17 protein-coding genes are annotated in these 15,265 nt (G+C 71.6%); 1 reads left to right on the forward strand and 16 read right to left on the reverse strand.

The features are described 5' to 3' along the window. Positions 1-98: 98 nt before the first annotated feature. From WN71_RS20750 to proS, 15 genes are all read right to left on the reverse strand, one after another. Complete coding sequence (locus tag WN71_RS20750; protein ID WP_046590168.1) at positions 99-1,724, reverse strand: YifB family Mg chelatase-like AAA ATPase; 1,626 nt, start codon at positions 1,722-1,724, stop codon at positions 99-101. A 1-nt stretch (position 1,725) separates the two neighbouring features. Beyond that, the gene (locus tag WN71_RS20755; protein ID WP_046590170.1) at positions 1,726-2,088 is read right to left on the reverse strand and encodes a YraN family protein; all 363 of its coding nucleotides are present in this window, start codon (positions 2,086-2,088) and stop codon (positions 1,726-1,728) included. Positions 2,089-2,194: 106 nt separating this feature from the next. Beyond that, complete coding sequence (locus WN71_RS20760) at positions 2,195-2,503, reverse strand: DUF2469 domain-containing protein (protein WP_003965949.1); 309 nt, start codon at positions 2,501-2,503, stop codon at positions 2,195-2,197. A gap of 56 nt (positions 2,504-2,559) precedes the next feature. Then, the gene (locus WN71_RS20765) at positions 2,560-3,072 is read right to left on the reverse strand and encodes an NUDIX hydrolase (protein ID WP_046590304.1); all 513 of its coding nucleotides are present in this window, start codon (positions 3,070-3,072) and stop codon (positions 2,560-2,562) included. A 94-nt stretch (positions 3,073-3,166) separates the two neighbouring features. Next, positions 3,167-3,952, reverse strand: a complete 786-nt coding sequence (gene lepB / locus WN71_RS20770) for a signal peptidase I (RefSeq protein WP_046590176.1) — start codon at positions 3,950-3,952, stop codon at positions 3,167-3,169. Between the two features lie 77 nt (positions 3,953-4,029). Continuing rightward, complete coding sequence (gene lepB, locus WN71_RS20775) at positions 4,030-5,040, reverse strand: signal peptidase I (protein WP_079177993.1); 1,011 nt, start codon at positions 5,038-5,040, stop codon at positions 4,030-4,032. Next, positions 4,928-6,049: a signal peptidase I gene (gene lepB, locus WN71_RS20780; protein WP_046590180.1), complete on the reverse strand. Its 1,122-nt coding sequence runs from the start codon at positions 6,047-6,049 to the stop codon at positions 4,928-4,930. The genes lepB (WN71_RS20775) and lepB (WN71_RS20780) overlap by 113 nt, the downstream gene beginning before the upstream one ends. After that, complete coding sequence (gene lepB, locus WN71_RS20785; RefSeq protein WP_046590182.1) at positions 6,042-6,773, reverse strand: signal peptidase I; 732 nt, start codon at positions 6,771-6,773, stop codon at positions 6,042-6,044. The genes lepB (WN71_RS20780) and lepB (WN71_RS20785) overlap by 8 nt, the downstream gene beginning before the upstream one ends. Positions 6,774-6,818: 45 nt before the next feature. Further along, positions 6,819-7,169, reverse strand: coding sequence for a 50S ribosomal protein L19 (gene rplS, locus WN71_RS20790; RefSeq protein WP_046590185.1), 351 nt, complete (start codon positions 7,167-7,169; stop codon positions 6,819-6,821). A 136-nt stretch (positions 7,170-7,305) separates the two neighbouring features. Further along, positions 7,306-8,139, reverse strand: a complete 834-nt coding sequence (gene trmD / locus WN71_RS20795) for a tRNA (guanosine(37)-N1)-methyltransferase TrmD (protein ID WP_046590187.1) — start codon at positions 8,137-8,139, stop codon at positions 7,306-7,308. Continuing rightward, positions 8,139-8,744 (reverse strand): ribosome maturation factor RimM, encoded by a 606-nt coding sequence (gene rimM, locus WN71_RS20800; RefSeq protein WP_046590189.1) that lies wholly within the window; start codon positions 8,742-8,744, stop codon positions 8,139-8,141. Before rimM ends, trmD begins: the two co-directional genes overlap by 1 nt. A 95-nt stretch (positions 8,745-8,839) precedes the next feature. Next, positions 8,840-9,079 carry an RNA-binding protein gene (locus WN71_RS20805; RefSeq protein WP_039656474.1) on the reverse strand — a complete coding sequence of 80 codons (240 nt, stop codon included), beginning with the start codon at positions 9,077-9,079 and terminating at the stop codon, positions 8,840-8,842. Between the two features lie 5 nt (positions 9,080-9,084). Next, the gene (gene rpsP / locus WN71_RS20810) at positions 9,085-9,504 is read right to left on the reverse strand and encodes a 30S ribosomal protein S16 (protein ID WP_046590192.1); all 420 of its coding nucleotides are present in this window, start codon (positions 9,502-9,504) and stop codon (positions 9,085-9,087) included. A gap of 335 nt (positions 9,505-9,839) precedes the next feature. Further along, complete coding sequence (locus WN71_RS20815) at positions 9,840-10,436, reverse strand: hypothetical protein (protein WP_046590195.1); 597 nt, start codon at positions 10,434-10,436, stop codon at positions 9,840-9,842. A gap of 280 nt (positions 10,437-10,716) precedes the next feature. Next, the gene (proS, locus tag WN71_RS20820) at positions 10,717-12,135 is read right to left on the reverse strand and encodes a proline--tRNA ligase (protein WP_046590197.1); all 1,419 of its coding nucleotides are present in this window, start codon (positions 12,133-12,135) and stop codon (positions 10,717-10,719) included. A 210-nt stretch (positions 12,136-12,345) separates the two neighbouring features. Here proS and WN71_RS20825 point away from each other — a divergent pair, with 210 nt between their 5' ends. Further along, positions 12,346-13,200, forward strand: a complete 855-nt coding sequence (locus tag WN71_RS20825) for a methyltransferase domain-containing protein (RefSeq protein WP_079177995.1) — start codon at positions 12,346-12,348, stop codon at positions 13,198-13,200. Between the two features lie 111 nt (positions 13,201-13,311). Here the strand turns inward: WN71_RS20825 and ftsH are convergent, their stop codons facing one another. Then, on the reverse strand, positions 13,312-15,249 hold the full coding sequence (gene ftsH, locus WN71_RS20830; protein WP_046590203.1) for an ATP-dependent zinc metalloprotease FtsH: 1,938 nt from the start codon (positions 15,247-15,249) through the stop codon (positions 13,312-13,314). Between the last annotated feature and the right edge of the window lie 16 nt (positions 15,250-15,265).

Below are 15,265 nucleotides of genomic sequence, written 5' to 3' on the forward strand. Positions count from 1 at the left end.
CAGGTCCGGGTCCGGGGCCATGGCCGGGTCCGGGGCCAAGGCCCGCCCCCCGTTGGGCGGCGTCGGAGCGGCGGGCCGGTCCCGGTCGGTGGCGGCGTTCACCTCGCCGCGCCGATCGCCAGCGGCACCCCGCGCGGGATGCCGGTGCGCAGTTGCAGTGCCAGGGCCACGTCGCCGGCGTCGGGGCGGTCGTGGCCCGCGAGGTCGGCGACGGTCCACGCGACCCGGAGGACGCGGTCGAGGCCGCGGGCGGTGAGGACGCCGCGTTCGAGGCCTCGCTCGGCCTCGTCCATGGCGCCGGGGGCCGCGTGCCAGCGGCCGCGCAGCTCGCGGCCGGGGACCTCGCCGTTGGTGCGCCAGGGGGTGCCGGTGAGGCGGACGGCTGCACGTTCGCGGGCGGCCCGGACGCGGTCGGCGACGGTGGCGGAGGATTCGCCGCGTGCCCCGGGGCGGGTGAGTTCGGCGCGGGTGACGGGGTCGACCTCGACCCGCAGGTCGACCCGGTCGAGCAGGGGTCCGGAGAGCCGGGCCTGGTAGCGGCGGATCGACGAGGGCGGGCACTCGCACAGGGTGTCGCGCTGCGAGAAGCGTCCGCAGGGGCAGGGGTTGGCGGCGAGCACCATGAGGAAGCGGGCGGGGAAGCGCACCACGCCGGCGCTGCGGGCGATGACCACGTGCCCGGCCTCCAGGGGCTGGCGCAGGGCGTCGAGGGTGCGGCTGTGGAATTCGGGCGCTTCGTCCAGAAAGAGAATTCCGCGGTGGGCGAGGGAGACCGCGCCGGGGCGGGCGATCCCCTGGCCGCCGCCGACGAGCGACTGCATGGTGGCCGAGTGGTGCGGGGCGCAGTAGGGGGCGACGTCGATGAGAGGTTTGCCGGGTGGCAGCAGTCCGGCGACCGAGTGGACGGCCGTGACCTCCAGGGACTCCTGCCGGCCGAGCGGGGGCAGCACGGCGGGCAGCCGTTCGGCGAGCATGGTCTTGCCCGCGCCGGGCGGTCCTTCCAGGAAGAGGTGGTGGTGGCCGGCGGCGGCCACTTCCACGGCGGTGCGGGCGGAGTTCTGGCCGACGACGTCGGCGAGGTCGTGGCCCGGTTCGTGCGCGGTGTCGCCGAGGGTGTGGATGCCGGCGGCGGCTCCGGTGCCGGGCAGGCGCAGGCCCGCGAGGAGGGGGTCGGGGCGCCCCTGCTCGTCGGGGTCCTCCTCGGGTACGGGTTCGTCGGCGAGGACGGCGATCAGCTGGCGCAGGCTGCGGACGCCGAGCACGGACACGCCGGGGACGAGCGCGGCCTCGGCGGCGGCGCACTCGGGGACGACGACCTGTTCGTAGCCGGCGTCCGCGGCGGCGAGCACGGCGGGCAGGATGCCCCGGACCGGGCGGACGCGGCCGTCGAGGCCGAGTTCGCCGATCATGACGATGTCGGCGAGGACCCGCGGGTCGATGCGTTCGGCGGCGCCGAGGACGGCGCAGGCGACGGCCAGGTCGAATCCGCTGCCGGCCTTGGGCACCGAGGCCGGGCTCAGCCCGACGGTGAGTTTGCGCTGGGGCCATTCGGCGCCGGAGTTGACCACGGCGGCCCGGACACGGTCGCGGCTCTCCGTCAGGCTCTTGTCGGGCAGCCCCACCAGGGTGAAGGCGGCGACGCCGGGTTCGAGGTCGGCCTGGACCTCGACGACGACTCCCTCGACGCCCACCAGGGCGACCGCGCAGGTACGTGCGAACGCCATCTCAGGCCACCCCCCGGACGTGTTCGACCAGGGGCGCGCCGCGGTCGCGGAGCAGGACGCCGACCAGGTCGATGCGCACACCGCCCGGTGGTGCGCCGCCGTGGGCGTGGGTGAAGCGGGCGGCGAGTCCGAGGAGCCGGCGTGCCTTGCGTGGCGTCACGGCCGCCATGGGATGTTCGTAGCCGCCGGCCCGGCGGGTCTTGACCTCGCAGACGACCAGTACGTCGCCCTCGCGGGCCACGATGTCGATCTCGCCCTCGCGTCCGCAGCGCCAGTTGCGCTCCAGGATCGTGAGTCCGGCCTCCGCCAGCCGTCGGGCGGCCAGGTCCTCGCCGTATTTGCCGGTCGCGTGTCGTGCGTTCATGTCGGCACCACCTCCGGCGCCCACGGTCACGCATTCCACGGAGCCGAGTGGATCTTGGTGGATCACCCGGCGACTGTGGAAAACTCCGCCACCCGTTCGGGGTGGCTCACCCGCCCGGAAGCTCCAGGTCGCTCTTGTTGAGCTCCTCGATGTTCACGTCCTTGAATGTCAGGACGCGGACCTGCTTCACGAAGCGGGCCGGCCGGTACATGTCCCACACCCACGCGTCGGCCATCGACACCTCGAAGAACACCTCACCCTGGACGGAGTGCACCTGCATCTCGTAGTCGTTGGTGAGGTAGAAGCGCCGCTCGGTCTCGATCACGTATTTGAACAGTCCGACGACATCGCGGTACTCCCGGTAGAGCTTCAGCTCCATCTCGGTCTCGTACTTCTCGAGGTCCTCGGCGCTCATGGCATGTTCCCCTTCAGCCGTGCGATCCCACCATTGTGCGCCAGTCCCAGGGGCCCTCAGACGATTTCCGCGTCAAGGGTCAGGGGAGCGGCGGGGGGACCTTCGTCGAGCAGCCTGCGCAGCAGCCCGGCGAGTCTGGTCGGATACACCGTCTCATGTGCCTGGGTGAGTTCCCGGCACGTCCACCAGCGTGCTCCGGCGACACTGCGCCGCTCCAGCTCGGTCAGGGCCGTGGGGGCCGTCGCGGTCTGGGTCGTACGGCCCAGGTAGTACCACTCGTCCTGGTCCCAGCGGCGGCCGGCGAACGGGAAGGAGCACCTGCGCCGCCACAGCACCGGGCCGAGTTCGACCTGGGTGATGCCGGTCTCCTCGGCGAGTTCCCGGATCGCGGCCTGTTCTCGGGTCTCGTCTCCCTCGAGGCCTCCGCCGGGCGTGAACCACCAGTCGTCGGACGGGTCGTCCGGCTGGTGGCCGTGCAGCAGCAGGATGCGGTCGTCGGGGTCGAGCAGCACGACCCGGGCCACCTTGCGCAGCCCGCCGCCCTCGCCGATGCCGTCCTCGCGCTCCACGACACCGTCCTCGACGCCGCCGCCCGCCCCCTTCACGACAGCGCCCTCACCGGTACCGGCCTCGCCGGCACCTCCGTCGCCCGTGCAGGCCGCCTCAGCGGGCACTCGCGGGCTCCGTTGCGGTGCGGCCGCGGGAGCGGCCGAAGAGTTTGGCGACAGGGCCGTAGGCGGCACCGCCCAGGACCAGGGCCGCGCCGATGACGATCATGCCCTCGATCGTGCGCAGCGGGCCGGGCGTGGAGAGCGGGCCGAGTTCCTCGAAACCGGTGGGGCGCTGGAGCAGGCCCTTCATGGGCCAGATCACCGCGTCGACCCGTGCGACCACGGCGCTGCGCGCCACGGTGCCCGAGGCGGCGTCCGTGAGGTGGGCGGTGGAGTCCAGGGAGCCCTGGCGCTCGTCGCCGAGGAGGAAGAGGCGGCCCTTGGGCACGGTGACGGTGCCGAAGTCGGTGATCTCGGCCAGGCTGCCCTTGGGCAGGTAGGGCTCGTCGATCTGCTTGCCGTTGACGGTGAGCTTGCCGTTGGTGCAGCAGGAGACGGTGTCGCCGCCGACCGCGACGACCCGCTTGACCACGGCGGAGCCCTTCACCCAGCTGGTGTCGTTGAAGACCACCACGTCGCCGCGGCGCACCTCGCTGCCGTCGACGCGCTGCCCCAGCACCCGGTCGCCGACGCCGATCGTCGGGGACATGGAACTGGTCGGCACGGTGTACGGCCGGTAGACGACCGCTCCCCAGACGAATCCGCCGAGGAAAAGGATCAGGCCCAGCGCGATCACCAGACCGGAGACGCGGTCTCCGGTCCTGCTGCCCGCCGGGCCGTTGCCCGTGCCGCCGCTGCTGCTGCGCGGGGCCGTACGCGTCGTGCTCTGACCACCCATGGGTCCGCACCCTACCCGGCGGTACCGGGCAGGGGCAGCCCCTCCCGAGGGAGCCTGCTCACAAGCCCCACACGGCTTTACGAGATCTTGGCGGGCTCCTCGGCCCCGGTGCGGACGACGATGCTCCGCCGCCGGCGCCACAGCGCGAGCGGTACGACGCCGACGAGCGCGATGCCCTCCGGAGCGACGGTCAGGGCGGCCGAGGCGGCGGACTGCTTGTCGATGCCGGGGGTGTCGAAGGCGTCCGGGATCGGCAGGGTGCCCCATCGGTTGATCGGCCACGCCTTGACGATGGCGCGTCCGACGACCTTGTCGACCGGGACCATGCCGTGGTTCTTGTCGTTCTGGTTGTACCGGGAGTCGCGGGAGTTCTGCCGGTGGTCGCCCATGACCCAGATGTAGCCCTTGGGGACCTTCACGGTGAACTGGCCGCCCTGGTCGTCCTGGCTGCACGGGGTGTTGCCCGCGTAGACGTAGTCCGTCTCGTTGAGCGCCTTGCCGTTGACCATCAGCGGGCCGGTGCCCTTGCAGGACACGGTGTCGCCGCCGACGCCGATCACGCGCTTGATGAGGTCCTTCTCCTCGGCGGACGGCATCAGGCCGATCCAGCTGAGCACCTTCTGCAGCGCGTTGGGCGTGGCCGTGGGCTCGCCGGCCAGCCAGTCGTCCGGGTCGTGGAAGACGACGACCTCGCCGCGCTCCGGCTTGGAGCCGAACCACGGGGTGAGCTTGTCGACCAGGACGCGGTCGCCCTGCTGGAGGGTGTTCTGCATCGAGTCCGACGGGATCGAGAACGCCTGCACCAGGAACGTCTTGATCAGCAGTGCGAGGACCAGCGCGATGCCGATGAGGATCGGCAGTTCCTTCCAGAACGACCGCGGCTTCTTCGGCTGTGCGGCCGCACCGCCCGATCCGGAGCCGCCCCCGGCGCGGTTTCGTTCGTCCGTCACGGGCCCGTCCTCGATCTCCTGCGCGTCACTCCCGGAGGACACGGCGCCACCCGCGGCGGGGTCGGCCTCGTCCACGGGGCGCCCGTGGTGCTCCTCGCCGTCGTGTCCGGACCGTGCGCCAACCGCCACATCCCCCACGCCAACTCCTTACTCCGTGCCGCCGCCTGCCCCACACGCGGTGCAGGCCCACCACTCCCATAACGAGCGGGAGTTCCGCAGGGGTCGGGAGTTGGACCGTTCCGTTCGGAACGCTGGAAGCAACACTATGCGACACGCGGGGAGAGGCGGTCGCCCCCGACACCGAGTCGGAGACGCTTGCGAAGGTTTTAGGTTCCTTGAGGCTGGTCCAGTGGCCGAGCGGCCATCCGATGACCATGGCGCGGCCCACGACGGAGCTGAGCGCCACCGTGCCGCCGTAGGACGTGTCCTGGTGGAAACGGGAGTCCGCGGAGTTGGCGCGGTGATCCCCCATCACCCACAGCCGCCCCTGGGGGACGGTGATGTCGAACGCCTGCTGGGAGGGCGCGTTGCCCGGGTACAGGTAGTCGCCCTCGGTCAGCGGTACGCCGTTGACGGTGACCCGGCCCTGGGTGTCGCAGCACTTGACGTGGTCGCCGCCGACGCCGATGACCCGCTTGATCAGGTCCTTCTCGTTGTCGGACGGCAGCAGGCCGATGAACTGGAGCCCTTCCTTGACCTGCTTGACCCCGACCGGGTCGTTCTTCTTGGTGGTCTGCTCGTCGGCCAGCCAGCCGCCGGGGTCGTGGAAGACCACGACGTCGCCGCGCTTGGGCTCGGAGCCGAACCACGGCGTGAACTTGTCGACCAGGACGCGGTCGCCGATCCGGATCGTCTGCTCCATGGAGCCGGACGGGATCACGAACGCCTGCACGAGGAAGGTCTTGAGGACGAGCGCTATCAGCACGGCGACGCCGACCAGCAGCGGTATCTCGCGGACCGCGCCGCGCCTGCGTTTGCGCTTGACCTTGCGCTGGAGCTTGCGCCGCTCCGCGCGGGAGCGGCCGCTCGGTCCCGCGGGACCGGAGCCCGTGCCCGAGGCCCGGCGGGCGCCGGTGGGCAGCAGGTTCTCGGTGCCGAAGGGGCTCGCCGGAGCGGCCGTACGGCGGTCTCTGCCGCGGCTACCCACGGGCACCGTCCGCGGCGGGTACGCGGTCGTAGGCCGCGGGGCGCCGGATGCGGGTCCAGTGACCGGCGGGCCAGGCGATCCAGTCGGCGCGTCCGATCACGCGTCCGACCGGGACCATCCCGCCGCCCGCGGAGCCCAGGTGGTCCCGGGAGTCGGCGGAGTCGGCGCGGTGGTCGCCCAGGAGGAAGAGGGTGCCGTCGGGCACGACGACGTCGAAAGGCACCGTGGACGGGCTGTCCCCGGGATACAGGAACGCCGTCTCGTCGACCGGCCGGCCGTTCACCTCGATCCTCCCCTTCTTGTCGCAGCAGACGACGTGATCGCCGCCCACACCGACAACGCGCTTGATGTAGTCACCGTGCCCGAAGTACTCGTCGCCGTCGAACACGACGACGTCCCCGCGGCGCGGCTGGGCACCGAAACGGTACGCCAACTTATCTACGAGAACGCGGTCCCCGATCCTCAATCCCTGTTCCATGGATCCGCTCGGAATCTGGAACGGTTGCACCACGAAAGTGTTGAGGAGCAGCAAAAACACCAGGCAGACGAGGAGGGTGAGGGTGATGCGGCCGCCCGGTACCCAGGCGGCGAGCCGGGCCTCGACGGTCCGGGCCGTCAACGCGAAACGCGACCGTTCCTCCCCCCTGGGCGTGTCCGGGGAGTCCCCGGAGACGGAAGGGCGGGAGGAGCGGTCGCGCTCCGTGTGCTGTGCTTCGGTGTCCATCGGGGCCAGATGTTATCCGGCCCCGATGAGAACTCCGCAGCGAGCTCAGTTGTCGCGCTTCTCCTTGATCTTCGCGGCCTTGCCGCGGAGCTCACGGAGGTAGTACAGCTTGGCGCGACGGACGTCACCGCGGGTGACGAGCTCGATCTTCTCGACGATCGGGGTGTGCACCGGGAAGGTGCGCTCCACGCCCACGGAGAAGGACACCTTGCGGACCGTGAAGGTCTCGCGGACGCCGGAACCCTGGCGGCGGATCACCACGCCCTTGAACTGCTGCACACGGGAGCGGTTGCCCTCGATGACGCGCACGTGGACGTTGACGGTGTCACCCGGGCGGAAGGCCGGGATGTCGCTGCGCAGCGACGCGGAGTCGACGGTGTCGAGCAGGTGAGCCATTTCTTCTGCTTTCTTCGCTGATGCCACAGGTCATCAACGGTTCTCGGTGGTGAGTCGATGGAGCTGTGTGCGGGTCGGGACGGGCGTCGTGTCCCCCTGCGGCAGGGGCGCACGCCGGACGGCGCACAACAGCGGTCTATTGTTCCACGGCGTCCGGCCTGCGCCAAAATCGGCCGTAGGGCTCGCCCGCGGGATCCGGGGCCCAGCCGAGGATGAACAGCGTCTCGCGGTCCTTCTTGTCGAAGGCCCGGGGGTCGCAGCGTTCGATGAGGTCGGGGCGGTGCGCGGCGGTCCGCTTCAGCGCCTCGTCGCGGCGCCAGCGGGCGATCCTGCCGTGGTGGCCGCTGAGCAGGACGTCGGGGATGTCCCGGCCGCGCCACTCGGGGGGCTTGGTGTAGACGGGGCCCTCCAGCAGGCCGGCCATGGCGCCGGGGGCGAAGGAGTCGTCGCGGTGGGACTCGGCGTTGCCGAGGACGCCGGGCAGCAGCCGGGCGACGGCCTCGGTGATGACGAGTACGGCCGCCTCGCCGCCGGCGAGGACGTAGTCGCCGATGGAGACCTCCAGGACGTCGACGCGGGTGGCGTACTCGTCCATGACGCGGCGGTCGATGCCCTCGTAGCGGGCGGGGGTGAAGATCAGCCAGGGGCGCTCGGACAGCTCGACGGCGAGTTCCTGGGTGAAGGGGCGCCCGCTGGGAGTGGGCACGACGAGGGTCGGCGCGTGCGCGCCGGACTCGTAGCCGTCGGCCAGCACGGTGTCCAGGGCGTCGCCCCAGGGGCCGGTCTTCATGACCATGCCGGGGCCGCCGCCGTAGGGCGTGTCGTCGACGGTGTTGTGCCGGTCGTACGTCCACTCGCGCAGGTCGTGGACGTGCACGCCGAGCTGTCCGCGGGCGCGGGCCTTGCCGACGAGGGAGACGTTCAGCGGTTCGAGGTACTCGGGGAAGATCGTGACGACGTCGAGCCGCATCACGCCTCGCCCTCGCCCTCGTCCTCGTCCTCCGCGGTCTCCGCGGTCTCCGCGCTCTCCTCGGCCTCCGCGTCCCGGCTGGAGGCGACCTCCGCCCGGTCGTCGATCAGGCCGGGCGGGGGCGTGATGACGGCCCGCTGCTGCTCCAGGTCGATCTCGGCGACGATCTCCTCGACGAACGGGATCAGCACCTCGCTGCCGTCGGGGCGCTCGACGATGAACAGGTCCTGCGAGGGCAGGTGGGAGATCTCGGTGATCCGGCCGACCTCCTCGCCGTCCGCGGTCACCACGTCGAGGTCCATGAGCTGATGGTCGTAGTACTCGTCCTCGCCCTCGGGCATTTCCTCGGGGTCGACGTCGGCGATGAGCAGGATGTTGCGCAGCGCCTCGGCGCCGGTGCGGTCGGCGACACCCTCGAACCGCAGGAGGAGGCGGCCGCTGTGGACGCGGCCGGTCGCGATGGTGAGCGGTCCCGCGGCGGCGGGATCGGTGGCGAGTACGGCGCCCGGCCCGAGCCTGAGTTCCGGCTCGTCGGTGCGGACCTCGACGGTGACCTCGCCCTTGATCCCATGGGCACGGCCGATCCGTGCGACTACCAGCTGCACGAGTCCAATTCTCCTGTCGTACGAGGACTACGACGACAAGGGCCGGGGAAGGCCGAAATGGCCCTCCCCGGCCCCGGCCGGTGTGCGGTGAAGCGTCAGCGGACGTGGTCCACGTCGACGAGGTCGACGCGGACTCCGCGGCCGCCGATGGCGCCCACGACGGTGCGCAGAGCGCGCGCGGTGCGGCCGTTGCGGCCGATCACCTTGCCGAGGTCGTCCGGGTGGACCCGGACCTCGAGCACGCTCCCGCGGCGCAGGTTGCGCGAGGCGACCTGCACATCGTCGGGGTTGTCGACGATGCCCTTCACGAGGTGCTCAAGCGCCTCTTCGAGCATGTGGCTCAGGCCTCGGTCGACTCGGACTCGGCCGCGGCCTCGTCCTTCTTCTCAGCCTTCTTCTTCTGGGTGATGGCCTCACCCTTGCCCTCGTCGTCGCCACCGAGGGCGTCGAACGACGGGCGGGCGGCCTTCTCCGCCGGCTGGAGCAGCGGCGCAGGGGCGGGCTCGCCCTTGAACTTCTGCCAGTCGCCGGTCTTCTTCAGGATGGCGAGCACGGGCTCGGTCGGCTGGGCGCCGACGCCGAGCCAGTAAGCGGCGCGCTCGGCGTCGACCTCGATGCGCGAGGGGTTCTGCACCGGGTGGTACAGACCGATCTCCTCGATGGCCCGGCCGTCACGGCGGGTACGGGAGTCGGCGACGACGATGCGGTAGTGAGGCGAACGGATCTTGCCCAGACGCTTCAGCTTGATCTTGACTGCCACGGGAGTGGATTCTCCTGGTTTGACGAGGGTGGGTCACCGCGAGAGCCCGCGTGGGGTTGCGGTACCCGAGTGGCCCGATGGACGCGTCAGCCGGAGGAGAGAGGGTTCCTGTGCGGCTGTCGAGTACAGCTGACCATTGTGCCATACCCGGCGGACCGCCCGAACCTGCGGGCCCCCGGCCCCTCCGAGGACCCGTCCGAGGCACGCCCGAGGGCCCGTCCGAGGGCCCTCCCGAGGATCCATCCGAGGGCACGCCTGTGAGGCACCCGGCACCCGGGTGCCTCCCCCGGCCCGCTCCCGCCCGGCACCCACGAGATGCCGGCGATGGCGTCAGGTCAGGCCGCGCCCACGACGTCGGGGATGCGGAACGGCTTCCCGCACCCCCCGCACACGATCGGCGCCTGCGCGAGGACCGACGGCACCACCCGCACATTGCGCCCGCAGTCGCAGACCGCCTTGACCCGCACGCCGCCACCGGACGAGCCGTGGCGGGCGGCCGGTCCGCGGAACGTGCGCGAGGTGTCCGCGGAGGTGGCGGCCGTGTGGGCCTTCAGTGCGCGCTGGAGCCGCTCGATGGTCGGCCGGTAGCGCCGCTTGGCCTCCGGGTTCAGGGTGACCAGCGAGAAACCGCTGCTGGGGTGGGGCTCGTCGGGGTGGTCCAGACCGAGTTCCTCGGCGATCGCGAGGAACCGGCGGTTGTGGTACCGGCCGGCGCGGGAGGTGTCGCGTACGCCACGGGACGCGGCGATGCCATGGACTGCCTCATGGAGCAGTCGCTCGAAGGAGAGCTCGTGACCGCAGGCGGACGACGACTCCCCGATCAGGGACTCTGGCGCGGCAAGGTCAGGCAGCTCGGGGTGGTACCGCTGGATGTCGGCCCACGCCTGCGCCAGCTCTGCGGCGAGTACAGGTGGTGTCTGTGTCGTGCTCACGTAATGACAACGAGCCTGAGTGCCCCAGTGTTCCGATTCCGGGGCATCCCAAATAATTTGCACGTACCCGTCAGTTGCCGCTGATGCGTCCTGACGAGCACGGGTGCGCTGATCTGCGGAGAAGCCTCACAGCTCGTACCAAGGTGGTGCGTAGCCGACGTACGCTCCCCCGTCTCACGCCCCCGGCGCCGGGCGCGTAGGCCGGGCCGCGCGCCGTGGGACATGAGGCGCTCCGTCACGCAAGAGACGTTTCGGCCGCGCTCGCGCCGAACACTCTGTCTCAATAAGCGCGCGCGACGACCGCGACGTTACCCGGGGCGTCCTCGTCGTCCGGCACCGACCCGTCCGCGGCGACCAGACAGCGTACGGTCACCGCGTGCTCGGCCAGCGCCGCCTCCCCCTCCGCGCCCAGGACCTCCCAGGGGATGCGCGCCCAGCCGGCCCCCGTCGTGGCCGCCTCGACGGCCTCGGCGACCGTCGCCACCTCCGCCGTACGCGCGAGCCTGCGCTCCCGGGACTGCGCCAGGAGCAGCGCCTGGTCCTCCTCCAGAACGGCCGGGACGACGGCGGCCACCGCGTCGAGCGCCACCGGCGCCTTGCCCCCGGCGATCCGCCGGACCAAGGTCGCCGTGCCGTTCTCCAGGTCGCGCGGCCCGACCTCGACACGGACCGGCACGCCCTTGAGCTCCCAGTCGACGGCGCGGCGCCCGAACGGGACGTCCACCCGGTCGTCGACCCGGACCCGGACACCGGCCTCGCGCAGCCGCGCGCCGATCTCGCGGACCTTGGCCAGAACCCTCTCGTCGTCCTTCACGGCGAGCACCACGGCCTGGATCTGCGCGAGCCGCGGCGGGACACGCAGGCCGTCGTCGTCGCCGTGCATCATCACCAGCGCGCCGATCATGCGGGTGGTCGAGCCCCAGGAGGTCTGCCAGACCAGTTCCTGCCGGCCCTCCCTGGAGAGGTAGGAGGTGTTGAAGGCGCGCGCGAAGTTCTGCCCCAGCTCATGGCTGGTCGCCATCTGCAGCGCCTTGCCGTCGCCCATCATCCCCTCCAGGGTGAGGGTGTTGACGGCGCCCGCGAACCGCTCCTTGGCGGTCTTGCGGCCGGGGACCACGTCCATGGCGAGGACGTTCACCATGAAGTCCTCGTAGACCCGCCGGTGGATGTGCGCGGCGAAGTCGCGGGCCTCCGCGGCGGTCGCGTGCGCGGTGTGCCCCTCCTGCCACAGGAACTCCGAGGTGCGCAGGAACAGCCGGGGGCGCAGCTCCCAGCGCACCACGTTCGCCCACTGGTTGATCAGCAGCGGCAGATCCCGGTAGCTCTGCACCCACTTCGCGAAGTAGTCGTTGACGATCATCTCGGAGGTGGGGCGGACGACCGCGGGCTCCTCCAGCTCCTTGCCGCCGCCGTGCGTGACGACGGCGAGCTCCGGCGCGAACCCCTCGACGTGGTCGGCCTCCCTGGTGAGGTACGACTGCGGGATCAGCAGCGGGAAGTACGCGTTCTCGGTGCCCGTCTCCTTGATCCGGGCGTCCATCTCCGCCTGCATCCGCTCCCACAGCCCGTAGCCGTACGGCCTGATGACCATGGAGCCGCGCACCGGACCGTTGTCGGCCAGCTCCGCCTTGGTGATCAGATCCTGGTACCAGCGGGGGAAGTCGTCCGCCCGTGGGGTGAGAACCGGTGCCTTCGCCATGGCGTGATCGTACGGTCCCAGGTTGCCGTCATGTGAAATCTCGCCACTCGCACAGTCATCCCACAAGCGGGGGCCACAGAGCACTGGACGACCGCCCGAAGGGGGAGTTACCTGGCATACGGGGGAAGCACGGGGGAGTGCGAGCGCACGTCACGGGGGCCACGGAAACGAGCACGGCAGCGAACTCTCGGCGGATTGGGGCGCTTATCCATGACACCTACGCTCGTGCGGCACGACCTGCCCCACCCGGGCCCAGGGCTCCGGGTGGACCTGAGTGCACGCGCGCGTGACTGGTCAGAGATCCAGGAGCGGATGCTCGTCCCGCTCTACGACACCGTCCACGAACGGCTTGAAGTGGGCCGCGGCACGCGCCTGCTGGGCCTCGGCTGCGGCTCGGGGCTCGCCCTGCTGATGGCCGCGTCGAGAGGCGCCACGGTCACCGGAGTCGACCACTCCCCCGAACGGCTCGCCCTCGCCCGGACGCGCCTGGCACCGGATTCCTGGGGCACGCGGACGCGGGCCGGCTCCCGCGTCGTCGAAGGGTCGCCCCGGGACGCGGCCGGCGCGGAGACGCCCGCGTACAACCTGGTGACCGCCTTCGAACCGATCGGCTGCCTCGCGGGCGACTCGGAAGGGCTCGGTGAACTCCTCGCCGAGGCGACCCCGCTGGCCGCGCGCGGCGCGCCGGTGGTACTGGCCGGCTGGGGCCCGCCGGAGCGGTGCGCCACCTCGACGGTGCTGCGGGTGGCCACCCGGCTGGCCGATCCGCTGCGCAGCACGGGCAGTTGGCGGCCCTCCCTGCGCGACGACCTGGAGGAGGTGGCCCACCGGGCGGGGCTCAGGCCGGACGGCTCGGGCCGGGTGGCCTGCCCGTTCGGGTACGCCGACGCCGACAGCGCGGTCCGCGGGCTGCTGTCGACCGGCCTGTTCGACGCGGCCGTCGCCGCGACCGACCAGGCGCAGGTCGACAAGGAACTGGCGGAGGCGCTGCACCCGTACGTCCGACGGGACGGCACGGTGTGGATGCCGAACGTGTTCCGCTACCTGATCGCCCGGGTGCCGTAGCGGCGACCGCGCGGGCGCCGTGACGGTGATCGCCCGGTTGCCCTTGCGGTGACCGCCCGGTGCCGTGGCGGGCGCGTCCGCGCCGGGCTCCCCCGCCGGTGCGCGTCCGGGTCAGGCCTTCGGGTCCTTCGCCAGGCGGGTGATGCCCGCGATGCGGTACGCGTCGGCCTCCTCCAGCGTCTCGTGCTCCAGGAGGGCCTCGGCGAGCGCGTCCAGCCGGCCGCGGTGCTCCTCCAGCTTGCGGCACGCCTCCTCGTAGCAGCCGTCGACGATGCGGCGCATCTCCGCGTCGATCACGTCGAGGGTCTGCGGGGCGGCGGCGAGACCGTACGCCTGCTGGGCGTCGCCCGGCAGCGCGGACAGCCGGCCGACGCGCTCGCTCATGCCCCAGCGGGCGACCATCCCGCGGGCGATGTTCGTGACCTGTTCGAGGTCGTTCTCCGCACCGGTGGTGACGACGCCGTAGACCACCTGCTCCGCGGCCATGCCGCCGAGGGCGCCGATGATGCGGCCGCGCAGATAGCCCTCGGAGAGCGCGTACCGCTCGACCTCGGGCGTCGACATGGTGACGCCGAGGGCACGGCCGCGGGGCACGATGGTGACCTTGCGGACCGGGTCGGCACCGGGCTGGAGCATGCCCAGGAGGGCGTGGCCGCTCTCGTGGTACGCGGTGCGCCTGCGGTCCTCCTCCGGCATGATCAAGCTGCGTTCGGCGCCGAGTTGGACCTTCTCCAGCGCCTCGGAGAGATTCGGCTGGGTGACCTTGTCCTGCTTGCGGCGCACGGCCAGCAGCGCCGCCTCGTTGGCGAGGTTGGCGAGATCCGCGCCCGTCATGCCCGGCGTGGTGCGGGCGAGCTGGGCCAGGTCCACGTCGTCGGCGAGCGGGATCTCGCGGGTGTGGATGCGCAGGATCGCCTCGCGGCCGCCGCGGTCGGGCGGGGAGACGGTGACGACGCGGTCGAAACGGCCCGGCCGGGTCAGCGCGGCGTCGAGGATGTCGGCGCGGTTGGTCGCGGCGATGACGACGACACCCTCCGATCCGGAGAAGCCGTCCATCTCGGTGAGGATCTGGTTCAGCGTCTGCTCGCGCTCGTCGTGGCCGCTGACCGAGGCGCCGCCGCTGCGCTGCCGGCCGATGGTGTCGATCTCGTCGATGAAGATGATCGACGGCGCCACCTTGCGGGCCTCCGCGAACAGTTCACGCACCCGGGAGGCGCCGACGCCGACGATCATCTCGATGAACTCGGAGGCGGAGGCGGAGAAGAACGGCACGCCCGCCTCGCCCGCGACCGCGCGCGCGAGCAGCGTCTTGCCCGTGCCGGGCGGGCCGGCGAGCAGCACGCCGCGGGGCATCTTCGCGCCCATCCTGCGGTAGGCGTCGGGGTGTTCGAGGAAGTCGACGACGTCGTCCAGCTCGCCCTTGACCTCGTCGATGCCGGCGACGTCCGCGAACGTCGTGCGCTGGGTGCCCGGCCGCAGCTCGACGGGTTTCGGCGGCGCCTTGCGGCCGAGCATCCCGCCCGCGCCGCCCATGCCGCCGCCGAACCGGCGCACGAAGAACACCCACACGCCCACCAGCAGCACGATCGGCACCAGCGAGATCAGCAGGTTGGACAGGACGCTGCGCTGCTGCACGACCGGGCGGGCGGTCACCGTGACGTCGTGGCTGCTGAGGTTCTTCCACAGGTCGTCGTCGGCGAACGCGGGGCGCTGGGTGCGGAACTTGGTGTACGTGCCGCCGCCGTCGGGGTTCTTCTCCGAGGACTTGAGCTGGCCCTGGATGGCGTCGCCCTTGGAGTAGATCTTCTTGACGTTGCCGTCGGAGACCTGCTTGCTGAACTCCGTGTAGGAGATGGTCGGCTCGTTGCCGGCGCCGAGGTAGTTCAGGCCTATGTAGGCGAGGAAGAAGACCACGACCGCGGTGACGACCAGGCCCCACCACTTGCCGGGCATCCGCCGGCCGTCGCGCCGTCGGGGCGAGTCGTCCGGAGTACCTTCGGTCCGCCACGGCTGGTCGGGGTTCTTGCGCGGCGGCGCGGCGTTGCTCATATATGGACGTTACGGC

The organism is Streptomyces mangrovisoli, assembly GCF_000974985.2.
In the GTDB taxonomy this organism is placed as follows: domain Bacteria; phylum Actinomycetota; class Actinomycetes; order Streptomycetales; family Streptomycetaceae; genus Streptomyces; species Streptomyces mangrovisoli.